The sequence below is a fragment of the Proteinivorax hydrogeniformans genome, assembly GCF_040515995.1.
GTDB lineage: Bacteria > Bacillota > Proteinivoracia > Proteinivoracales > Proteinivoracaceae > Proteinivorax > Proteinivorax hydrogeniformans.
Window position 1 is genome coordinate 1,677,520 of the sequence record NZ_CP159485.1, and the last position, 22,614, is coordinate 1,700,133.

20 protein-coding genes, 6 tRNA genes, 1 other RNA gene and 1 pseudogene are annotated in these 22,614 nt (G+C 36.7%); 10 read left to right on the forward strand and 18 right to left on the reverse strand.

Features of this window, described 5'->3' with window-relative positions; all coding sequences use genetic code 11:
• Window positions 1–20: 20 nt before the first annotated feature.
• From PRVXH_RS08065 to PRVXH_RS08085, 5 genes are all read left to right on the forward strand, one after another.
• Entirely contained in the window at window positions 21–1,463 is a 1,443-nt protein-coding gene (locus PRVXH_RS08065) for a PLP-dependent aminotransferase family protein (RefSeq protein WP_353892278.1), read from the forward strand.
• 62 nt (window positions 1,464–1,525) lie between these two features.
• Window positions 1,526–1,602, forward strand: a tRNA-Pro gene (locus PRVXH_RS08070).
• A gap of 3 nt (window positions 1,603–1,605) precedes the next feature.
• Window positions 1,606–1,681 (forward strand) — tRNA-Asp (locus PRVXH_RS08075).
• Window positions 1,682–1,689: 8 nt separating this feature from the next.
• Window positions 1,690–1,765 (forward strand) — tRNA-Thr (locus PRVXH_RS08080).
• A gap of 84 nt (window positions 1,766–1,849) precedes the next feature.
• Window positions 1,850–2,095 carry a DUF896 domain-containing protein gene (locus PRVXH_RS08085; RefSeq protein ID WP_353892279.1) on the forward strand — a complete coding sequence of 82 codons (246 nt, stop codon included), beginning with the start codon at window positions 1,850–1,852 and terminating at the stop codon, window positions 2,093–2,095.
• A gap of 40 nt (window positions 2,096–2,135) precedes the next feature.
• Here the strand turns inward: PRVXH_RS08085 and PRVXH_RS08090 are convergent, their stop codons facing one another.
• Window positions 2,136–2,480 carry a hypothetical protein gene (locus PRVXH_RS08090; protein WP_353892280.1) on the reverse strand — a complete coding sequence of 115 codons (345 nt, stop codon included), beginning with the start codon at window positions 2,478–2,480 and terminating at the stop codon, window positions 2,136–2,138.
• A 129-nt stretch (window positions 2,481–2,609) separates the two neighbouring features.
• Here PRVXH_RS08090 and PRVXH_RS08095 point away from each other — a divergent pair, with 129 nt between their 5' ends.
• On the forward strand, window positions 2,610–3,602 hold the full coding sequence (locus PRVXH_RS08095) for an aspartate-semialdehyde dehydrogenase (RefSeq protein ID WP_353892281.1): 993 nt from the start codon (window positions 2,610–2,612) through the stop codon (window positions 3,600–3,602).
• Window positions 3,603–3,655: 53 nt separating this feature from the next.
• On the opposite strand, the gene PRVXH_RS08100 is transcribed toward PRVXH_RS08095, so the two are convergent.
• Window positions 3,656–4,648, reverse strand: coding sequence for a permease (locus PRVXH_RS08100; protein ID WP_353892282.1), 993 nt, complete (start codon window positions 4,646–4,648; stop codon window positions 3,656–3,658).
• Window positions 4,649–4,754: 106 nt separating this feature from the next.
• Window positions 4,755–6,155, reverse strand: a complete 1,401-nt coding sequence (locus PRVXH_RS08105) for an MATE family efflux transporter (protein WP_353892283.1) — start codon at window positions 6,153–6,155, stop codon at window positions 4,755–4,757.
• A gap of 178 nt (window positions 6,156–6,333) precedes the next feature.
• On the opposite strand from PRVXH_RS08105, the gene PRVXH_RS08110 reads away from it, so the two are divergent.
• Together PRVXH_RS08110 and rnpB are read left to right on the forward strand one after the other, a co-directional pair.
• Complete coding sequence (locus tag PRVXH_RS08110) at window positions 6,334–6,840, forward strand: ferritin (protein WP_353892284.1); 507 nt, start codon at window positions 6,334–6,336, stop codon at window positions 6,838–6,840.
• Between the two features lie 83 nt (window positions 6,841–6,923).
• Window positions 6,924–7,276: RNase P RNA component class A (rnpB, locus tag PRVXH_RS08115), an RNA gene on the forward strand.
• Between the two features lie 86 nt (window positions 7,277–7,362).
• Here rnpB and PRVXH_RS08120 read toward each other — a convergent pair.
• The 9 genes from PRVXH_RS08120 to PRVXH_RS08160 form a co-directional block, all read right to left on the reverse strand.
• The gene (locus tag PRVXH_RS08120; RefSeq protein WP_353892285.1) at window positions 7,363–7,881 is read right to left on the reverse strand and encodes a hypothetical protein; all 519 of its coding nucleotides are present in this window, start codon (window positions 7,879–7,881) and stop codon (window positions 7,363–7,365) included.
• 50 nt (window positions 7,882–7,931) lie between these two features.
• A complete protein-coding gene (locus PRVXH_RS08125; RefSeq protein ID WP_353892286.1) occupies window positions 7,932–8,603 on the reverse strand; it encodes a hypothetical protein in 672 nt (223 codons plus the stop codon).
• Between the two features lie 198 nt (window positions 8,604–8,801).
• The gene (locus PRVXH_RS08130; protein ID WP_353892287.1) at window positions 8,802–9,911 is read right to left on the reverse strand and encodes a Nif3-like dinuclear metal center hexameric protein; all 1,110 of its coding nucleotides are present in this window, start codon (window positions 9,909–9,911) and stop codon (window positions 8,802–8,804) included.
• On the reverse strand, window positions 9,902–10,600 hold the full coding sequence (locus tag PRVXH_RS08135; protein ID WP_353892288.1) for a class I SAM-dependent methyltransferase: 699 nt from the start codon (window positions 10,598–10,600) through the stop codon (window positions 9,902–9,904). Before PRVXH_RS08135 ends, PRVXH_RS08130 begins: the two co-directional genes overlap by 10 nt.
• Before the next feature lie 128 nt (window positions 10,601–10,728).
• Window positions 10,729–10,803 (reverse strand) — tRNA-Glu (locus PRVXH_RS08140).
• Window positions 10,804–10,809: 6 nt separating this feature from the next.
• Window positions 10,810–10,886 (reverse strand) — tRNA-Ile (locus PRVXH_RS08145).
• A gap of 3 nt (window positions 10,887–10,889) precedes the next feature.
• Window positions 10,890–10,964, reverse strand: a tRNA-Asn gene (locus PRVXH_RS08150).
• A 203-nt stretch (window positions 10,965–11,167) separates the two neighbouring features.
• Entirely contained in the window at window positions 11,168–12,289 is a 1,122-nt protein-coding gene (gene rpoD, locus PRVXH_RS08155) for an RNA polymerase sigma factor RpoD (RefSeq protein ID WP_353892289.1), read from the reverse strand.
• 343 nt (window positions 12,290–12,632) lie between these two features.
• Window positions 12,633–13,640 carry a deoxyguanosinetriphosphate triphosphohydrolase gene (locus PRVXH_RS08160; protein ID WP_353894563.1) on the reverse strand — a complete coding sequence of 336 codons (1,008 nt, stop codon included), beginning with the start codon at window positions 13,638–13,640 and terminating at the stop codon, window positions 12,633–12,635.
• Window positions 13,641–13,810: 170 nt separating this feature from the next.
• On the opposite strand from PRVXH_RS08160, the gene PRVXH_RS08165 reads away from it, so the two are divergent.
• On the forward strand, window positions 13,811–15,025 hold the full coding sequence (locus tag PRVXH_RS08165) for a D-alanyl-D-alanine carboxypeptidase family protein (protein WP_353892290.1): 1,215 nt from the start codon (window positions 13,811–13,813) through the stop codon (window positions 15,023–15,025).
• 149 nt (window positions 15,026–15,174) lie between these two features.
• On the opposite strand, the gene ppdK is transcribed toward PRVXH_RS08165, so the two are convergent.
• The 4 genes from ppdK to PRVXH_RS08185 all read right to left on the reverse strand — a co-directional run bounded on the left by ppdK (window position 15,175) and on the right by PRVXH_RS08185 (window position 20,066).
• Complete coding sequence (gene ppdK / locus PRVXH_RS08170; RefSeq protein ID WP_353892291.1) at window positions 15,175–17,814, reverse strand: pyruvate, phosphate dikinase; 2,640 nt, start codon at window positions 17,812–17,814, stop codon at window positions 15,175–15,177.
• Window positions 17,801–18,622 (reverse strand): pyruvate, water dikinase regulatory protein, encoded by an 822-nt coding sequence (locus PRVXH_RS08175; protein WP_353892292.1) that lies wholly within the window; start codon window positions 18,620–18,622, stop codon window positions 17,801–17,803. The genes ppdK and PRVXH_RS08175 overlap by 14 nt, the downstream gene beginning before the upstream one ends.
• 11 nt (window positions 18,623–18,633) lie before the next feature.
• On the reverse strand, window positions 18,634–19,257 hold the full coding sequence (locus tag PRVXH_RS08180; RefSeq protein WP_353892293.1) for a helix-turn-helix transcriptional regulator: 624 nt from the start codon (window positions 19,255–19,257) through the stop codon (window positions 18,634–18,636).
• Window positions 19,258–19,346: 89 nt separating this feature from the next.
• Entirely contained in the window at window positions 19,347–20,066 is a 720-nt protein-coding gene (locus PRVXH_RS08185; RefSeq protein WP_353892294.1) for a pseudouridine synthase, read from the reverse strand.
• A 118-nt stretch (window positions 20,067–20,184) separates the two neighbouring features.
• On the opposite strand from PRVXH_RS08185, the gene PRVXH_RS08190 reads away from it, so the two are divergent.
• Window positions 20,185–20,616 (forward strand): hypothetical protein, encoded by a 432-nt coding sequence (locus tag PRVXH_RS08190; protein WP_353892295.1) that lies wholly within the window; start codon window positions 20,185–20,187, stop codon window positions 20,614–20,616.
• Window positions 20,617–20,722: 106 nt separating this feature from the next.
• On the opposite strand, the pseudogene PRVXH_RS08195 reads toward PRVXH_RS08190, so the two are convergent.
• Window positions 20,723–21,991, reverse strand: a pseudogene (locus PRVXH_RS08195) (FAD-dependent oxidoreductase); the annotation flags it as partial.
• Window positions 21,992–22,083: 92 nt separating this feature from the next.
• Window positions 22,084–22,614 carry a spore maturation protein gene (locus tag PRVXH_RS08200; protein ID WP_353892296.1) on the reverse strand — a complete coding sequence of 177 codons (531 nt, stop codon included), beginning with the start codon at window positions 22,612–22,614 and terminating at the stop codon, window positions 22,084–22,086.

Below are 22,614 nucleotides of genomic sequence, written 5' to 3' on the forward strand. Positions count from 1 at the left end.
GGTAAAGAAAGGTGGTTGGCATGAAAGACTTTTATTTAAGTTTTGATGAATCTAGTCCCAAATATCTACAGTTAACTAAACATATAAAAGAACTTATTACTTCAGGAAAACTTACAAATCACTATCGTCTTCCCTCTATTAGAAGGTTATCACAACATTTAAAGGTAAGTACCAGTACCATAGTGCAATGCTACAATAATTTAGAAAACGACGGATTTGTATATAAAAAAGTAGGCGGAGGCACCTATGTAATAGGAGATAACAACAAAAGCATGCTTAAAGAAGACTTTTCCGATATATCGCTAGAAAGCAAAGTTCCATACGATTTTGCTTCTGCCTCCCCCTCTCCTGTTTTTTTTCCGGTCAAAACCTTTAAAGAACTGTTGAACCGAGTGTTAGATAGAGATGGCGGATATGCCTTTAATTATCAAGAACAAGGTGGCTATCTTCCGTTAAGGCAAAGTTTAACATCTATGCTAACAAACTATAAAATATATGTGACAGCACAAGAGGTCAGCATTATCACCGGTGGGCAGCAAGGGGTTGATATTATTGCTAAGGCGCTTTTAGAAAAGAATGATTACGTCGTTGTGGAAAAACCTTCTTATCCTGGCGCAATTGCTTCTTTTAATTCGCGAAGTGCCAACATTATAGAAGTGCCCATCCGTCAAAAAGGAATAGATCTGATACAGTTAGAGAAAGTTTTAGCTCAATATAAACCAAAATTAATGTATCTAATGCCAGATTTTCAGAGCCCGACAGGTTATCAATACGACCTTAAATCTCGGAAAAAAGTAATCGAACTTGCAAATAAATATAACACTTATATAGTGGAAGATGATCATTTTAGCGACTTAAATTATACCTCTAACTCACTTCCACCTCTCAAGTCCTTAGATACTATGGACAAAGTTATTTTTGTTAAAAGTTTCTCTAAGGCATTTATGCCAGGCCTTCGTCTTGCCTTAATGATCCCCCCATCCTCTTTGCACAATCAATTAAATGAGGTAAAACAGCACACTGATATTTCTACCTCCGGTTTAGTACAGAGAGCCTTTGATTTATTTTTAAGGGAAGGCCTGTGGGATGTACACATTAAAAGCACAAAACAAATATACGCTCGAAGGTTTTCCACTGCACTAAAGATGCTTGAAAGAACTCTGCCATGGGAGGTCCCCTTTACACATCCGACAGGCGGACTATGCATTTGGGTTTCTCTTCCCCATAACTACAACAGCCAAACGCTTTATTACGAAGCGTTGAAAAAGGGTGTGGCGATATTACCTGGACACCGTTTTTATTTTAGCCAAAACCAGCACAATACCTTTCGCTTAAGTTTTACTTCTGTTACTGAGCAGGAAATTGCAGAAGGCACAAAATTATTAGGCGATACTGTGAAACAGTTTTTAACCGATTACAGAGACTTAGGTCATTTAAAGCACCCTAAAAGTAAATTTTTTTAGCAACATTATAAAACCCTCTTGACTTTTACTGGATATTATCGTAAAATAATACTTGTGGTTATCGGGGCGTAGCGCAGTTTGGTAGCGCATCTGGTTTGGGACCAGAGGGTCGGGGGTTCAAATCCCTCCGCCCCGACCATTAGGAGCTGTGGTGTAGTGGTTAACATGCCTGCCTGTCACGCAGGAGATCGCGGGTTCGACTCCCGTCAGCTCCGCCACTTAATTCGCCGACGTAGCTCAATTGGCAGAGCAGCTCACTTGTAATGAGCAGGTTGCGGGTTCGAGTCCCATCGTCGGCTCCATTTAAAAATCACCGTCCAAAAGGACGGTTTTTTTGATTTTAGTCCTTAAAAAGGTTATAATAAAATTCGTAAGGAGGTATCATTATGTTATCAAGGGAAAAAATCCTTCGCATTAACGAGCTAGCCAAAAAGAAAAAAACTGAAGGTTTAACACCTGCAGAGGCAAAAGAACAACAAAAATTAAGAGCAGAATACATATCTGCTGTTAAAGGCAGAGTAAATGATACAATTAAAAATACTAAGTTCGTCGATGAGAAAGGTAATGAAGTTAAAGTTACTAAGCGCAAAAAAAACGGTCAATCCTGCGGGTGCGGTTGCGGACATCATTAAAAAGACTTCCAATGAGTTTTAACCTCATTGGAAGTCTTTTTTATTCTTCTTCCTTTTCTTCTTTATTTTGGATTTTTAATGAAATACCGTTTTCTTTAGCTTTCGAAACTACTTTTAATAAAGATAAAATCTGAATAAAAACTAAAACACCCAATAAAATTAGACCAATATAATACCTGTCAAGAAAAACATATAGTAATGCGGCGATAGGTAGTAACGTACTATTGAATCGTTGGGCTTTTAAAACCCCAGTAGTTATCTCTTTAGCTATACCTTTTTGCTTATCATCAGAGTTTACATCTATTAACTTCTGTAAATATACAGTAAAGATGTTAATTGCAAAGCTTACCGCTACTAATATCAAGACTAACCATAACATTTCCATAATACTAAGACCCCTTTTTATTTATACTTAACTACTTAAAAATAATTCTATCTAGACATGTCCTTTTCCTGCTTTTTGCTATCTTTTTTAGTGCTTTGTCATATATAAATAACAAAGGAGTTGATTAACTTGGGTAAGAGCGTAGCTATCGTTGGAGCTACAGGTGCTGTAGGTAGAACCATGGCAAAAGTTATAGAGGAAAAGAATTTAAACATTACTAAGATAGGGTTGTTTGCCTCTAAAAGATCTATTGGCAAAAAAATTAATATTGGCAGTAATGAGATCATTGTAGAGAAAACAGAAATTGACAAAGTTTCTAAGTATGATTATTGCTTATTAGCTGTCGATTCAAAACTTAGTCAAAAGTTAGCCCCTGAGCTAATAAAAAAAGGTACTATAGTGATAGACAATAGCTCTGCTTTCCGTCTAGATCATCAGGTACCTTTAGTTGTCCCTGAAGTAAACCCCCAAAAAGCTTATAACCACAAAGGTATTATATCCAATCCCAATTGTTCTACTATTCAAATGGTGTTGTCTTTATATCCGATACACTCCATTTCCCCCATACAGAGAGTTGTGGTAAGCACATACCAAAGCGCCTCCGGCGCGGGACAAAAGGCAGTGGATGAACTAAAAAACTGTACAGAAAACGTCCTTAATGGAGTTAAGTGTCAAAATGAAGCTTTTATTCACCCTATAGCTTTTAGTGCCATTCCACACATCGACTCATTTGATCCAAGCGGATACACAAAAGAGGAGCTGAAAATGAGCAACGAAACACAAAAAATTATGAACTCCCAAATCAAAGTGTCTGCCACCTGCGTTAGGATTCCTACAATTAACTGTCATTGCGAGTCTATAAATATTCAAACAAAGAATAAAGTTACCGTAACTGATGCTCTTAAGGCATATGAAAAATTTCCATCGGTTAAGGTATGGGATAATCCAAAAGAAAATATATATCCCCTCCCCCCAAACGTTGACGGTTATGATGATGTTTTTATAGGAAGAATTCGGCAGGATAAAACTATAGAAAATGGCCTTAATATTTGGTCAGTGGCTGACAACCTGAGAAAAGGTGCAGCCACAAACGCAGTTCAAATATTAGAGCTTTTAATCTAAAAAAAGGGCTGAAGAGAAAGATATTTTATCTTACTCTCTTCAGCCCTTTTTATTTAATGCTTATGCCCTGTTTTCAATAAAGATCTAATTAGAATTACAATTAATATGTACCCCCACACTTTTGAGCCATGTTCACCCCCACCTAATGCAGCAAGCTGTTGCACATCTTCCAATCTTAAATCCCAGAAAATAGCACCTAAAACAGAAACCACGGAAAGTATAGAAACATATAAAATAGTGCTCAACTTACCAAAAGCTCTATGTAATAAAAAAAGCTGGCTAATATTTGTTGCCGGTCCCATTATCAACAAAATTATGCCGATTCCCGGCATAGCCCCTTGCCCTAACAAACTTGACACTAACGGTATACTGGCAATATTACATATAAATATAGAAGATCCTATTACAGCTGAAATTGGGTAAGCAACCCCTTTGCTGTTACCTAGCAGGTTGAATATTAGACTTTCAGGTACAGTAGCCATTATAACCCCTGCAACAAAAAGACCATAAACTAAAGCTGGAGCTAAGTCCACTGCCAGTTCATCAAAGGCCCACCTAAAACCTTTAGCAATTTTTCCTTGGCTTTTATGTGAACAACAACCACATGTTTCTTTTTTCCGCCCTCCTACTATTTTAACGTTGACCACTAGGTTAGCAACAATACCAAGACAAAGTGCCCCAACCGCAACTGTACTTAAATAAGCGAGGGTCATAAAAAGGCCAAAGCTTGAATAGGCAAGGCCTATGGCAGCTGGGTTTATAGCAGGGCCAAGTACACATAAGGTTAGAACCGGTCCAATTTTGACGCCTCTTTTATAAAATACCACGCCAATTGGGATTATACCACAAGAACAAACAGGAATTAAAAAACCGAGTAGTATAGCTAAAAAAATAGGTTTTAACCCCTTGCCACCTAGCAATTTTTCCAGCACAGATTGAGGTAAAAAAGCATAAATAAATCCTGCTATAGTAAGGCCTATTACAAACCAAAAACCGGTTGCCATCATCAATAGCCACATTCCATTAAGAGCATCTAATATAAACATTTATCTTATCCTTTCACAAACATAATGAGAGTTCAATTAATAAATATTAGTTACACTTTAGATTTATTCTAAAAAAGACTGCCAAAAAATATGGCAGCCTTTTTATCTATTCTGCTAATTTAACCTCTAAATCCTCTACATAGTCTTCTTCTTCATCAACTATTTTTTCCTTCCAATGCCCTATTAAGTATAATCCAAAAGCTATAATACAAATAATGAAGTTACTACCAACCATTGCGTACCAAACGGCTCTTTCACCTAAGGCAGGGAAATTTCTCAAAAACAAAATCAGGGGAATCCTAAGAGCCCATAATCTCCCAGTTGTTATCATCATCGCAGTCATTGTATGACCAGAACCCTGAAACACGCCAACAAATGATTGAAAAATGCCCATTAAGGGTATAGATAATGTTATAAGCTGTAAATAAAATGTTCCTTGCTCTAACACTACTTCGTCTGAAGTAAAAATACCAACAATTTGCGGGGCCAATAAAAATAAGATTATCCCACCCACCGCTAGAATAGTTACCGATAACTTTATGCTCTCCTTAACTGCTTGCGAAGCTCTATCTATTTGGTCAGCGCCTAAATTTTGTCCTACTACTGCTGCTAGCGCTTGGCCAATCCCCATTGCAGGCATTAAAATAAGGGAGTTAATCTTGTTACCTATTCCAAATGCCGCTATTGTACTAGCTCCAAATCCCAGAACAAAAATATTTAATACCATAAATCCAATCCCCTCTACGGAGTGACCTAGGGCAGAAGGTAGCCCTACTTTTACAATCTTTTGTAACACCTTTTTATTAAATTTTAAGTCAGCTACTTTTAGTTTTATGCCATTATCAGTAAAAAACAACAGGTATATCCCTGCAATACTGTTTAAGGCTCGAGAGACTACAGTGGCCCATGCAGCACCTGCCACACCCATATTGAGGGTAAACATGAAAATGGGGTCTAAAATTATGTTTAAAACCACCGATCCACCTGCTAAAATCATAGGGGTAACCGTATCGCCCTGCCCTTGCTTTATAGACTGAAAAGCAAAAAATACAAACATCGTAGGCATACCGGCAAAGATGATACTAACAAAATCCCAACCATGCTGTAAGATTGCCCCTTCAGCACCCATCCATATGAGAATTTGTTTTCCAAATACAGCTCCAAAGATACCTAACGCTAGTGAAAATAACAAAGAAAATGACACTAGTTGCCCTGCAACCTTTTGTGCTTCCTTTTCTTTGTTAAGGCCGACAAACTGTGATATTATACTTGTTCCTGCGATATTCATTCCAATACCAAAAGCTATCGAAACAAAGATCATTGGCCAAACAAAATTGACTGCCGCTACAGCATTATCTCCATCTGCTAGCCTGCTAACCCAGTACATATCAACTACTTGATATATTGTTTGTATAGCATTCCCTAATATTATAGGTAAAGCTAAACTAATTAGCACTTTTTTAATGTTTCCTTTTAATATTTTTTCTCGATTTTTATTTTCTTTCATGTTAAAGCCCCCCTATTTACCATGTCTATAATATTATATCATATTTAAAAGCGCATGAACGATTAAGTTTTTGTTAACTAATATTTTTGCACCCTAATTATTTCTCTAACCCTTAAGTTTGACTTTAAAGGTAAATTATTCTATAATGATAATCAATACTATTAAAGGAGGTTTTATAATGTTATCAGAAAAACTACAAAATGAATTAAATGAACAAATTAAGCATGAGTTCTTCTCAGCCCATTATTATTTAGCTATGGCAGCATATTGTGAAGGTGAGGATTTAGAAGGATTTGCTAACTTCTTTAAGGTACAAGCCGAAGAGGAGCGCTTTCACGCAATGAAGTTTTTCGACTTTGTAAATGAGCTTGGAGGAAATGTCACGATAACTGGATTTGACAATCCAAAGACAGACTTTAATTCTTTAGAGGAAGTATTTCAAGATGCTTTAGAGCATGAGCGCTTTGTAACTAAGCTTATACATAAGTTAATGGATATAGCTAACGAGGAAAGGCATTATCCTTCCATTAGCTTTTTACAATGGTTTGTAGATGAGCAAGTAGAAGAGGAAGCCTCAATGGACTCCTTACTATCAAAAATAAAAAGAGTAGGCGAAAATAGTCACGGTATATATATGCTTGATGAAGAGTTAGCTAAAAGGACATTTACACCACCAGCAGAATAGACTTTTCAAATATTTACCTTAGGTTTTTAGTTGACATAGATCATTTAGGATGTTAATATTAATACTCCAAGATGATTTTTGTTTGAGTAGATGGGATAGTTGCGGACACGTTAGTGTCTGAGGAAAGTCCGAGCTCCATAGGGCATGGTGCTGGATAACGTCCAGTGAGGGTGACCTCAAGGATAGTGCCACAGAAATAAACCGCCAGTTTTTTCTGGTAAGGATGGAAAGGTGCGGTAAGAGCGCACCAGCAACTAGGCGACTAGTTGGCTAGGTAAACCCCATCAGGAGCAAGACCAAGTAGGAGGATGGATGCAATGACCCGTTGCTTCCTCGGGTAAGGTCGCTGGAGGTGTCAGGCAACTGACATCCAAGATAGATGACTATCACTTTCAGAAAGAAAGTACAGAACTCGGCTTATAAATCTACTCAAATATCTGAATAAATAAGGCACCTTTTAAGGTGTCTTTTTTTATGCGATAAAAAGATAGCACAAAAGTGATTAACTTTTGTGCTATCTTTTTAGTTTATATGGGGCATTTCATTATAACCTGTTATCTTAGAAATAAAGCGGGGCAAAGCACCTTCAAGGCTTCTGTTATATTTTTCAACTTTTTCGTTATAGCTAGTTATGAATTTTTCGTATTTTTCATCATTTTTCTGAAACTCATAAATTAGTGCTTCGTCATTTAAATCATTAAATTTTTCTGCTCTGAGGTCATCCATAACATTTTCTAGGGCCTGTAACTTATTAAAATAGGCTTCGTCATACTCCTGATAGGCTTTTATGGCTTCAATTTTGTTTTTTATGTGACTATTGTTGCTGTGATCATAACCCGAAGTTACCTCGTTTAGCAGCCTAACATATAACTCATGCCTTTCTTCAATCACCTGATGTTCCTCATCAATGTGATTTGACAACATAGCCTTATAACTTAATAAGTCGTTATAAGTTAATATTATCAGAAACCCCACTACAATCAGAGCAAAAAACCCTAGTATCGGAAACACCGATAATTTCTTCTTCTCCTGTTTCAACATTTCCCCTTTTTTCCCCTTTCCCACAGTGTTCTCATTTAATTAATTCTATATCATACATTAAAAATCCTGCTACAATTGACACATGTTTTTAGCTTTTGTTTTCCTGTGTAGGAAGGTTGTTCCATACCACAAGCTGTGCAATACCCATCTTTAATATTTATTATAACTGGAAGCTTTAGTTTATGCTTTAATTTTTCATATCTTGCTAATATATCTACGGGGATTTCTTGTCGCAAAACCTCAATCTCCTTTTTTTCCTTTTTACCAGTAACATTAAGCTCTGTTAAGTTTGTATTTAAACCTTTTAGTTGTTCTTCATATATTCTTTTCTGCGACTTAATTTCATCTTCTTGTTGTTCAATCTCTTTTTCTACCCCTTCTTTTTCTTCCATTACAGATATTTGTTCATTTTCTAACTTACTTATCTGTTCTTTCAAACTGTTAGCTTTTTGATAGGCAACTTCCAACTCTTTTACCTGAATATTTTCCTCATATTTTTGTTCTACCACCTTCAGCTTCTCAACACTGTTCACATTTTTGTCATCTAGCTGTGATAGCTTTTGGTCATGTTTTTTCAATATACCTTTTAAAATCTCTAGCCGTTGTGGCGATGCATCAATAAAGCTTATAGTTTCTTTTTTAGTTTTTAAGTCTAAAATCTGCGTTTTGATAAAGTCTTGGTTAATTTCCTTGTCTTGAAGTTTTTTTAGTTTTTCTATCAAAAAAATCACCCCGCTAATTTATTTTTATAAAGTTACCCTTCAGTCAGTGGGGGACATGTTTCCTCCACTGATTGTTAATTAAACCAATCGGGCTTTTGCCCCACTTACTTTTTATACTTTTTTCGAGCTTTTAAACTGGGGTCTTACAGCCAGTTAATCGGTGATAAAACAAAAGAGATAGACGTTATGCGCCTATCTCTATATATAACTATAAGGACAGTTATTTAAAGCTGTTTGAAAGTCAACCTTACCTGAAAACACCTTATTCAATTTTTGAGCAATGTCTTCCACTATAACTACTTCTGTGTGATAGTGACCGGGATCTATAATGCAGATATCCAACTCATCAGCTAGCTGCCCCTGGTGATAATCTACGTCAGAGGTAATAATAGCATGGCAATTTAACTTTTTAGCTTTTTTTATTAAAGAACCCCCACTACCACCTAAAACAGCTACTTTTGAAACTTTTTTTCCTTTATCGCCAAAAAATTTGACAGCAGTACAGTTAAGCTCTTTCTTCACATGGTTAGCGAGCTCTATAGAAGTAATGGGCGCTTCTAATACAGTTGTTCGTCCCAGTCCATAAACGTCTGGGTTGTTTTGAAGTGGTAAGACATCATATGCTACTTCTTCGTATGGATGCGCATTTTTCATGCCAGAAAGGACCCCACCTAACCTGTCAGAAGACACTATAGACTCTATCTTTACTTCTTTAACTGTTTCTAAATTGCCAGTCTCCCCTAAAAAAGGGTTAGATCCTTCTAATGGCTTAAAGGTTCCCTCACCTAACGTGGTAAAAGTGCAGTGGCTGTAATCACCAATGTTTCCTGCTCCCTGCTGCGCCATAGCATCTAGGACCTTTTCCTTATAATCTAAGGGAACAAATACGACAACCTTGTAGTATTTTGATGCCTCTATTTTATCTAAAACACCAGTTACTTTTAAGCCTAACTTCTTGGCCAAGCTATCATTAACCCCGCCCCAAGCTACGTCAAGGTTAGTATGGGCGGCATAAATTGATATATTATTTTGGATAGCTTTAATAATAATTCTTCCTGTCTTAGATTTTGTATCTATCTTATCAATTCCGCCAAAGATTATTGGGTGATGACTTATGATAAGATCACACTTACTTTTTATTGCATACTCCATAATATCTTCTGTTATGTCTAATGTTACCATCACTTTATTGACTTTTTGACTACTATCTCCAACTAACAGTCCATTATTATCCTTAGAAAAGTACGCTAAACTTTTAGGTGCTATACTTTCTAATTCTTTTGTAATTTCAGCTATTGCTAAAGCCATTTTAACACCTCCTCTATTAGTTTACGTTCTTTGATCAACTCTACAGTTTTAGTTTCTTTTATTTTTTGATTTGCACTTTTTTGTATGTTTGAAAGCACTTCTTTATTTTTTATTCTCCTTTTATTTATGTATTCCTTTAATAAAGGATGCTTTTTTTTCAAAAGTTTAGGTCCAAACTCAAGTTCAACCTCTGTTAAACCATCAACTTGCGGTTTTTTTTGGGCCGTCAAAACTTTATAATAACGATTACCTTCTTTAGCAATATCTTCGTCTATAACTTCATGGCCATGTTGGCATAGCCATTTCCTAACTAACGGGACATCGGTCATTGGCTGTAGTATATATCGACAACTGTTGTCTAAAAAAGCAGGTTTATTGTCCAATATACTGCAGATTGTCTCTCCACCCATGCCTGCTATTACAACTGCATCCACGTTATCAGACTCTTTAAGGCTTTCCATCCCATTCCCTAACCTTATCGATACTTCCTTTAAAAAACCGTACCTTTGCACAGTATCCTTGGCAGCCTGTAACGGACCTTCATTTATGTCAGAGGCGACAGCCTTGGAAATTTCCCCTCTTGTTAAAAGATATATCGGAACATGGCAGTGATCAGTGCCTATATCAGCTAAAACTTCGCATTGACCAGCTAATTTAGCTACAGTTTTTAAACGCGCTGTTAAATGCATAGCATACGTCCTCCTTAATAAATAATATATCACAAAAAGTTAAAAATAAGCATTTAAAAACACAATGCAAATTTTTATGCTACAATATAAAAAAAGCACACTATTTTATAGTGTGCTTTACGTCAAAGTGGTGACCCCTAGGGGATTCGAACCCCTGTTACCGCCGTGAAAGGGCGGTGTCTTAACCACTTGACCAAGGGGCCAGGTAATGGTGGGCCCACCTGGACTCGAACCAGGGACCAACCGGTTATGAGCCGGTTGCTCTGACCAACTGAGCTATGGGCCCTTATGGCTCCTCAGGTAGGATTTGAACCTACAGCCTACCGGTTAACAGCCGGTTGCTCCACCGTTGAGCTACTGAGGAATGTGTTTCAGCAACAATATAAATTATAAATGTTTTTTGGTCAGAAGTCAACACTTTTTTTATTTTTTTATAAACTTTTTGAAGATATATTGTAAATAATAATATGTTGCCCCCACTTACAACTCTTAGGTTCACCTTAAAACTGCCAAAGTGAGAGCTTACAGCATTTAAGCGTGGAGAAAAGAGTAAGATTAAAGGATCTCTTACTCAAGATAATCCTTTAATCTTTTACTTCTACTTGGATGTCTTAATTTTCTAAGGGCCTTAGCCTCAATCTGCCTAATTCTTTCTCTGGTCACACCAAAGACCTGCCCTACCTCTTCTAAAGTTCTTGGCTTTCCATCATCAATTCCAAATCTTAACCTAAGGACACTTTCTTCACGATCAGTCAATGTGTCTAACACATCCTCAAGCTGACCTTTTAGAAGTTCAAAAGCAGCTACATCAGCAGGCGCTTTAGCATCTTGATCTTCAATAAAGTCTCCTAAGTGACTATCATCTTCCTCACCAATCGGTGTTTCTAAAGAAACTGGTTCCTGTGCAATTTTTAGAATTTCTCTTACACGCTCTGGTTCTAATCCCATCTCCTTACCAATTTCCTCTGGTGTAGGTTCTTTACCCTTATCCTGCACTAGCTGCCTAGAAACTCGGATAAGTTTGTTGATAGTTTCAACCATATGAACTGGGATACGAATTGTGCGAGCCTGGTCAGCAATAGCCCTAGTTATTGCCTGCCTGATCCACCAAGTTGCGTAGGTGCTAAATTTATAACCTTTTCTATAGTCAAACTTTTCAACTGCTTTTATAAGGCCTAGGTTCCCTTCTTGTATAAGATCTAAAAACAGCATACCTCTACCTACATATCGCTTAGCGATACTGACAACTAGTCTAAGGTTGGCTTCCACAAGCAACCTCTTTGCTTCTTCGTCATTTTGTTCCATACGCTTTGCCAGTTCGATTTCCTCTTGTCCTGACAAAAGTGGAACTCTACCTATTTCTTTAAGGTACATTCGCACAGGATCACTGACGCTAATCCCTTCTGGGAGTGAAACTTCCAAATCGATATCTTCCGCTTCTTTTTCAGTGTCATCTTCTTTTTCAGCAGTTTGCATAGCCAGCTCAGAAATATCCTCTTCATCGACATCGTCAACTATCTCAATCCCCATAGCTATAATCTTCTCGTAGTACTCATCGATTTGCTCTGAGGTTAAGTCAAATCCCTGAAGATAGTCCATAATATCCTTATAAGTTAAAATACCTCTTTTTTTACCTCTTTCGAGTAACTCCTGTTTAATTTCAGATAACTTTTTATCCTTTTTAGCCAATTATCTCCCCCCCTTTCGGAGTTGATATTAAAATTGTTGTAAGTAAACTATAGGGTGACAAGTAGACATTATTCGACATAGTTATAAAAATACCTTCTTTTTTAATTGATTTATTTTTTAAAGACCCTCAAAACGCATAACAATCTTTTGACTACAATGGTTTTGCCCGTCTTTAGAAGCACTTTTAATACAAAACTATACGAACGACGTTAGTAATTTGTCGATTATAATATTCGCTTTTTGTGATATCTTTTCCTGCATTTTTGTGTTAATTTTTTATTTCGTTTGTAAAAATAATTGTTCTGTTTTATTATTGACGGAAAGTTAAAATTTATTCCAAAGATTACAAGTTGCGAGACCAGCCTCTTGGGATAAAATGTTGTTTGTAAGTAGAGACTATATAGCGGTCGGTCATACCTGCGATGTAGTCGCATACCTTTCGTTCAACATCTCCTAATTCATTAGCATCGGCGTGATCTTTGCTCTCCATTTTTTGTGGATTTTGTAAAAATAAATGGTATAATTGAATTATCATGTTTTTAGCTTTATACTCCTGAGTTTTTGCAGGTGAGTTTAAGTAAACACTGTCAAACAAAAATTCTCTGAGCTCATCCATGGACTCTTTAACAACAGGAGTTTGGCTAATTTGTTGCTGTTCTTTACTACAAATGATTATGTCTTTAACTAAAGTATCAATTCTATCACTTTTGCTACAGCCTAATACCTTTAATGATTTAAACGGTAGATCATCTGCACTTATGATGTTAGCAGTTATTGCATCTTCTATATCGTGGTTTATATATGCAATTCTATCAGCTAGCTTTACCAATTGTCCCTCTAAGGTAAATGGAGAAATTGGTCCAGTATGATTTTTAATACCATCTAGGACTTCTTTAGATAAATTAAGTCCGTTATCCCCCTCTAATTTGCAGACAACTCGAATGCTTTGCAGATTGTGGGCAAAACCAAAAGGTGTAACGCTATTTAACGCATCTTCTCCAGCATGGCCAAATGGCGTATGCCCAAGGTCGTGTCCTAAGGCTATCGCTTCTGTTAAGTCTTCATTTAATTCTAAAGCCTTTGCCATAGTTCTAGCAATCTGAGCAACTTCTAAAGTATGAGTTAACCTTGTTCTAAAATGGTCGCTTTCTGGGGATATAAAGACCTGAGTTTTATGCTTTAAGCGTCTAAATGATTTAGAGTGTAAAATTCTATCTCTGTCCATTTGAAAATTAGTTCTTATATCGCATAAGTTCTCTTCTTGTTCTCTACCTAGTGTTTCTGAGCTAAGGCAAGCATACTTGTTAAGAGTTGATTTTTCTTTAGCTTCTAACATCTGTCTTATTGTCATCGATTTCACCTCAAATCATACTATCTATATTCCACAAACTTTATTATTTTCCTTTTTAACATTCCTTTTTTAATATATTCAATACCTTTACCTAAAATTTACTTTTACAATAAAAATTAATATAACTCTAACAATTTAATACAGTTTTATGAAAGAAAGGAGATGAGTTGATGAAAAAAATTAGCTCAAAATGTTTGATCGCTCTTATAATTATTTCGATATTTATCTTTATCACTACACCGTCATTTGCCCAGCAGGCTGACCCTTTTGAAATTGAAGCAAGTAATATAGTGGTAATGGACTATGAAACTGGATTTATACTATATGAAAAAAATGCAACAGAGGCTGTAGCGCCTGCTAGCCTTACTAAGCTGATGACAATGTATGTTATTTTTGACGCCTTAGAAAATGGCGAAATCTACTTAGATGACAAAGTAGCGATAAGTCAAAAGGCTACCGAACTTGTACCAGGTGCATCTAGAGTATGGGCTGTGCCAGGCAGCGAGGTCTCAGTTGAAGAATTACTTATTGCGGTATCTGTTATTTCAGCTAATGATGCTGGAATAGCGTTAGCTGAAAAAATCTCTGGAAGTGAAGAGGCGTTTGTCGAAAGAATGAACGAGACCGCTAAAGAATTAGAACTTAAGCAAACTAATTTTCTAAACTCACATGGTCTAGATCAGGATAACCACTTAATGAGCGCAAGAGATGTTGCAAAACTATCACAAAGGTTAATAAGTGATTTCCCACAAGCTATCGAATATTCAAGTATGACATCTTATACAATGTCCTATCCTCCACACACTACTTTTCCTTCAACCTTTAGAGATCTTTTAGTAAGGCATGAGAACCTAGACGGCCTTAAGACCGGCTATACAGGAAATGCTGGTCGATGTATATCAGTAACATCAACTGTTAACGGACGTCGTTATATCGTCGTTTTAATGGACGTGGAGGGTAATACTAACCGCGAAACGATTTCAAATCGAGATACTTTAGTAGAAGAAATCTTAAATGATTTTATTGCTAAAAAGTTTCAAATTAGAAATGTTTTAGATGCTAATGAGGCAATTGAAAGTGCTTCTTTTCGTTCAGCTAAAAGAGGAGTCTATCAGGTAGGAGTTTTAGAGGATCTAAATTTAGTTGTTCCTAGAGAGCATAATTTCTTAAAACCACAAATAAAGATAGATAAAAATGTCTCTGCTCCTCTTGAAAAAGGTGACGTTGTGGGCACTGTGGAATATGTTGTTGATGGGCAAACTGTTATAAAAGATCCCATCTATGTTTTAGAAGATGTGCCTAGGGCGAACTTTCTAGTCCGAGGCTTCTGGGGTATTATAGACGGTATAGGTAATGGAGTAAAATGGGTTACCAATATATTTTAGCTACTTCCTAAAATATTAAATAACAAAGATGCAGTTCCCTAGGGAACTGCATCTTTGTCAAAAAGGGTTTTGACATAACTGCTTTAAGAGCAAGATCCTTCGCTTAGCTCAGGATAACATCTTTGTCAAAAAGGGTTTTGACAAAGATGTTACTTTTTTTGTGAGATATAGCTTTGGGCTGCTGCTAACCGTGCAATTGGGACTCTAAATGGTGAGCAACTAACGTAATCTAACCCTACTTTTTGACAGAAGTTTATAGACTGAGGATCTCCACCATGTTCTCCACAAATGCCTATTTTTAAGTTCTTTTTGACCTTTCTTCCTTTTGCAACACCTAAGTCCACTAAAACACCCACACCTTTTTCATCGATAGATACAAAAGGATTCTCAGGTAAAATCTTTTTATCTATATAGGCAGGTAAAAACTTGCCCTCAGCATCATCTCTACTATAACCAAAGGTTGTTTGAGTTAGATCATTAGTCCCAAAAGAGAAAAACTCTGCATGCTCAGCTATCTCATCAGCAGTTACACAAGCTCTTGGCAACTCAATCATTGTACCCACTTTGTAATCCAAGTCCAAGTGTGAATACTGGTTTGCCACTTTTAAGACATTATCCTTTACAATCTTAAGTTCTTTAGCTTCGCCAACAAGAGGAATCATTATTTCAGGTATAGCATCTATCCCCTCTTTTTTAAGTTCTTCTAGCGCTGAAAATATTGCATGGACCTGCATATCATAAATTTCTGGATGAACTATTGCCAATCTACACCCACGATGTCCAAGCATTGGGTTAGATTCATGCAGGCTTTTTATCCTCTTTAAAATCTGTTCTTTTTCTTTAATTTTATAAGCAGGCTTTGCCTCTGATTTCATCTCGTTAATTTCTTTAGCCAGCTCTTCAGCATTTGGTAAAAACTCGTGCAAAGGTGGATCTAAAAGCCTGATGGTCACAGGCAACCCTGCCATGGCCTTGAAAATCCCATAAAAATCTTCTTTTTGGAATGGAAGTAACTTATCTAATGCAGCTTGTTGCTTTTCCTTACTGTCAGATAAAATCATTTGCTGTACAATCGGCAGCCTATCTTGAGCCATAAACATGTGCTCTGTTCTACAAAGCCCAATTCCTTCAGCGCCATACTCACGTGCTTTATTAGCATCTTCAGGGGTGTCAGCATTGGTTCTTACGTTTAACTGTCTTACATCGTCCGCCCATCCTAAAAATGTTATTAACTCATCACTTAACTCAGGATCTATAAGCTTTACAGTTCCACTAATAACATTACCTGTAGCCCCATCTATAGTAACTATATCACCTTCATTGTATGTCTCTTCACCTATTTTTACATTTTTATCCATAATGTCGATGTTTAAAGCTTCACATCCGCAAACACATGGCTTGCCCATGCCTCTAGCCACTACTGCAGCGTGGCTGGTCATACCTCCCCTTTGGGTTAAAATCCCTTCAGCTGCTACAATCCCATGTATATCATCGGGTGTAGTTTCCGGTCTGATTAGAATTACTTTTTTCCCTTTTTCAACTAGTTTTTCTGCATTATCTGCACTAAATACTAAGGCTCCCGTTGCGGCGCCTGGAGAAGCAGGAAGACCTGTTGCGATATGTTCTACATGACTTCCATCGTCTATTTGTCGATGCAGCAATTTATCTAATTGAGAGGCGTCTACCCTTAAAATGGCTTCATCCTTTGTTAAAATATTATCGTTAACCATATCAACAGCTATTTTAACAGCTGCAGCAGCAGTTCTTTTGGCATTTCTTGTTTGAAGCATAAATAGCCTACCTTGCTCTATGGTAAATTCTATATCTTGTACATCTCTATAGTGCTTTTCTAGTTTATAACTTATATCATTTAGTTCTTTATATACTTCAGGCATAATTTTTTCTAGCTCTAAAATTGGTTTTGGAGTGCGTATTCCTGCAACTACATCTTCCCCTTGAGCATTTACTAAAAATTCTCCGTAAAGTTTATTTTCACCTGTAGAAGGATTTCTTGTAAAAAGCACCCCTGTACCACTGGTTTCACCCATATTGCCATACACCATAGCTTGAACATTTACAGCGGTGCCATAGTGGTCAGGAATTTTATTTATTTGTCTATATAGTTTTGCCCGTTGATTGTTCCAAGATGCAAACACAGCTTCAACGGCTTTCAATAGCTGCTCTTTGGGATCTTGTGGAAAATCTTCGCCGGTTTCTTTTTTAATTATTGCTTTATAGTCCTCGGATAGCTCCTTAAGGCTTTCAGCTTTTAGCTTTGTATCTTCAGTGACACCTTCATTTTGCTTAAGACTTTCAAGCTTTCTTTCAAATCTGTAATGTGGCACGCCTAACACAACATCACCATACATTTGGATAAAGCGTCTATAACAATCAAAGGCAAATCTTCTATTACTTGTTTCTAATGCAACAGCTTCTACAGTTTCATCATTTAACCCCAGGTTTAATATAGTATCCATCATACCAGGCATTGAAACAGGTGCTCCCGACCTAACAGAAACTAGTAGTGGGTTTTTACTCCCCCCCAATTTTTTACCTAGGGATTTCTCAACTTTTTCTAATTCTACTTTGATGCTGTTTATTAGCTCTTCGGTCAGTTTCTGGCCGTCTTCGAAATATTTGTTGCAAGCATTTGTGCTTACTGTAAATCCAGGAGGCACAGGAAGACCTAAATTGGTCATATCAGATAGGTTAGCCCCCTTACCTCCTAGTACTTCCCTCATATCTCTGTTTCCATCATTAAAAGAGTAAACTAATTTAGTCATTGCCATTCTCCTCCTTTATAATCTCTAATAATTTGCCTGCTGTTTCTTCAACTGCCTTGTTGGTAACCTCTAAGACGGGACAACTTAAATCCTTCATTATATTTTCAGCATAATCTAACTCTGACAATATTCTTTCCATTGAAGCGTAAGAGCTGTGATCGCCTAACCCTAATGCAAGTAGCCTTTCCCTTCGGATTTCATTAAGTTGTGAAGGAGAAATTGTAAGACCAATAATTTTTTTAGGATTTATCTCATATAATTCTTTAGGTGGTTTTATTTCAGGTACTAACGGTACATTCGCAGCTTTTATTTGTTTGTGGGCTAAATACATACTTAAAGGAGTTTTTGAGGTTCTCGATACTCCTAAAAGTACAACATCCGCTCTTAAGATACCCCTAGGATCTTTACCATCATCGTATTTAACGGCAAATTCTATAGCTTCAATTCTTCTAAAGTATTCTTCATCTAGCTTTCTATATATGCCAGGCTCTAGCTTAGGTTTAATAGAAGTTATTTTTTCGAACTGTTCCATTACTGGGCCTAAAATATCTACGTAAGGTAACTGCATTTGTTTGCATAAGGCTTCGCTAAATTCTCTAAGCTGTGGAGAAACAAATGTATAAGCCACCATAGCATTATCCTTTACCGCTTCCTTTATTACTTCTTCAACACCTAACTGGTCTGTTATATAAGGATGTCTATTTATAGCGGCATTCCCTGAATTAAATTGACTAGCTACAGCCTTTACTACTTGTTCTGCCGTTTCTCCTAAAGAGTCTGACATAACATGAACCGTTCCATTACAGTGTGTCATATTTTTACCTCCTAGTTTCCATTTGCAAATTCCATAAGCAATCTTGATATGTTGGTTTTTGTAAATCTACCAACTACCTCTAATTTATTTACATCATGGGCGGTAACAATTGGCAGAGAATCAATCTCGTAAGTAAGTATTTTACTTATCGCTTCGTATATACTATCGTCTTCATTTACATAAACGATATGAGATAGTCTCGTCATTACCATTTCCACGGGTATCGTGTTCAAGTCTTTATTTCCAATAGATGTTTTGAGCAAATCCTTCCGAGATATAACTCCTGACAAATAAGAATCTTTTACAACATATATAGTTCCTACATCTTCTAAAAACAAGGTGACTATTGCTTCATACACCGATTTACCTTCAGCTATTACTATGGGAAGGGATCCTACATCTTTTACCGGTGACTCTTTTAGAAATTTTAAAAGTCCTTCATTGGTTTTAGTGCCGACATAAAAATAACCCACCCTCGGCCTAGCATCTAAAATCTTAGACATGGTTAAAACTGAGAGGTCTGGTCGTAAAGTGGCTCTTGTAAGTCCTAGTTTTTTAGCGATATCTTCACCAGTAATAGGTTGATTTTCTTTGACGATCTCGATTATCTTTTTTTGCCTCACATTAAGCTCCATTAATGTATCACCACCTTTAACATAAACTATGTAATTATGATTAATATGTTATACTATTTTTCATCTTTTGTCTATATGTTTCATACTAATTATGTGATTTTTTTTGCTAAGTTGTAAAGTTTAGCTATTTCTTCTCTATGTAACTCCCTGTAGTTACCAACTTTAACACCGTCTAAATTTAAAAAGCTATACTTTATTCTCTCTAAGCTTATTACTTTATAACCAAAGTAGCTTATCATACGACGAACTTGTCTATTTTTCCCTTCATGTATTGTAAGTATTATTTCACAACTGCCCTTGCTACTTTTAGCTTTATGAGCTTTAGCTGGTGCGGTCATGCCATCTTCTAAGGGAACACCTTTTTCTAATAGATCCACCTCTTTTTCTTCCATGTCTTTATTTATTGTAACTTTATAAGTTTTTTCAACAGTAAAGCTAGGGTGAGTTAACTTAAATGCCAAATCACCATCATTAGTGATTAATAATAAACCACTGGTCATTATATCTAAACGGCCAACTGGAAACACTCTTTCGTTTTTCGAAATTAAGTCTAAAACTGTTTTTCGGCCTTGTGGGTCGTCAGCGGTAGTTACATATCCCACTGGCTTATTTAATAGGTAATATTTTTGTTTTGGTCTGCCGCTAATTAACTGTCCATCAACTTCAATTTTATCCTCTGGCGATACCTTAATACCCATCTCTGTAATAATCACCCCATTTACCTTGACTCTACCTTCTTCTATGATTTTTTCACATTTTCTTCGCGATGCCACTCCATAATTTGCCATCACCTTTTGAAGTCTTTCCACTTTTTAAAAACCTCCTTTATCAAAAAAAAGTAACAACTTTATTAATATAAAATAAACTAAACTAAATATACACCTAACCTTTCTTTTATTTATTAATAATGCATAGGGGGGATATTAAATGGGTTATAAAATTAACCTTGTTTCTGAAAGGAAGACATGGGCAAATCTAGGCAGTTTTATCGAAGGGCAGTTACTTTGTGATGGGCAAATTTTGAAGAAAACTTTTTCATCTATGGATTTTCATATCCCCACCTGGATATACCCTTCACAAAAAGTTTTAAGAGTGGGAACGTCAAACATAATTCAGGTGCCCCATAATGTTCTCAACGCTCCAAGACCAAAGTCTATGCTTGTTTTTCTTCCTAAATGCGATTGTGTTACTCTATATCTTCGCACCAATCTCTTTTTGGATAAAGCCCAGTTACTAGAGAGCATAAGCATAGAAATTAATAATCATCTTTACTACTTAAAAGATATATCACACCTAATCACCAGCAGTCCTCAAAAAACAGGCAGATATTTTATCGACCTATCTACTATTTTAAATTAAGTTTAGTAAACATTAAAGTCTGCTAGCAAAAATAATAGCTCCAAAAAAAGCCCTGCACACAGCGTATATAAATACGTAGTGATGCTGGGCTTTAAATCTTTTTTAACTACTTTTCAAAAATGTTTTCTAACCCTTGCTTTTTAACCCTTTCACTTACTTTTTCTTTATCAGTGAAATATAACTTTTTAGCTTCTAGGTTTTTAAATAAACCTGCACCTGAAAATGTGCATTTAATACCCTTAGATTTTCCTTCCGTAAGGGTGTAAACTATGCCCTCTCCCACTGCTAGTGATGTAGGAAAAGAAAGTAACTTCTGGCCCTCTGCTTTTTTCACCGCATTAAATCCTGCCAGGGTACCAGTAACTATAGCCTCTGTATGCCCAACAAATGGCCCTGCCTTCTCGCCGGCACAAAATAGGTTTTCAACACCTTCAGCTAACATATTAGACTGCGTTTCTGCGATTTGAGAAAGCCTTATAGAGTTTCCAACTCCGCCAGCTAAGGGATCAGCGTAGCGGGCATTTTCGAACCCCGGAATCATTCTAAGTACAGATAAAGGATAGTAAGGTGACATCATTTTCGCATGTCCACAATCAAGCAAAACTAAATTTTCATGATACTCTTTTTTAGCATATTGCTGACAAGCTTTCATGGAAAGCACATTTTCTTTTTGAAGCTCTGGAGGAACTGGAACAACACAAACTCCTGCTTGGTTAAGCTTTTCTTGAATATCTACAGCTAGTGACTCTTTAACTATTTTGCAGGAGCCACTAAAGGCCCCGTTAGTACCATCTTCTCTCTGAGTAAAGTACTCTTTAACCCCTGCTTTTTCAGTAATCGAAATTCGCCCACCGAAAGTAGGGCATCGGTAAATACACATTACGCAGCCATTTCCTAAAGTGCTACAATTATTCATAGGACCAGCAGTCCCAGTGGCGTCTATATAACAATCACCATTGATTTCAGTTCCGTCATCTAAAGAAATAGAAACTATTTTATCGCCTCTTTTTACAGCTTCTTTTCCTCTCATGTTAAAGATTGTTTTTATACCCAGTTTATGTAGCAAGCTACGGACCTTACCTTCAACTACGGCAACATTATAAAAGGATGCATGCTTGTGCCCAAAAAATTCGATATCTTTATGTAAGGAGTTAGAGTCACAGATATCAAAAAGTTCTGACGCTCCCATAGCAATCATCTCTTCAGCTGCAGTAAACCTGCCATTGTTGCGCATTATACCTCCGACAAGACCTGTTCCAAGGAGCATATCTGTTCTTTCTACTAACTTAACCTCAGCGCCTAACTTTCGAGCACTTATTGCAGCTGCACAACCAGCCCAACCCCCTCCAAAAACGATAACCTTACTCATAACTAGGCCTCCTAATAAAAAGTATTTATTATATAGCTATCTTTCCCAAATCTAGAAAATTTAATAAGCATGTTGTTTTTTTAGTATGAAACTAGGAGCTAGTTAAAGAAAATAGAACAAACAAAAATTGCAGCTAAAAATCCTGCAAGATCTGCAATAAGACCTACAGACATAGAGTAGCGAACCCTTCTTATCCCCACAGAACCGAAGTATACCGTTAAAATATAAAAAGTAGTATCAGTACTTCCCTGTATTGTTGAAGCCATATAACCAAGCATAGAATCAGGTCCATGAGTTTGTAGAGTTTCGGTGGTCATCGCTAGCGCTCCACTTCCTGAAATTGGTCTCATAAACCCTAAAGGAAGTATTTCCCCTGGTATTCCTACAAGGTTAAGTGCTGGTTGTAAAAGTCCTATCAAGATGTCAAAAGCGCCGGACTGGCGGAAAACCCCAATTGCCACTAGCATAGCCACCAAAAATGGAATTAGTTTAATAGCTGTTTGAAACCCTTCCTTAGCCCCTTCAACAAATGTATCAAATACGTCTACCCCTTTTATATATGAATACACCACTACAAATAACACCATCATCGGTATAGCCCATTGTGACACAATCGATATAACTCCCAT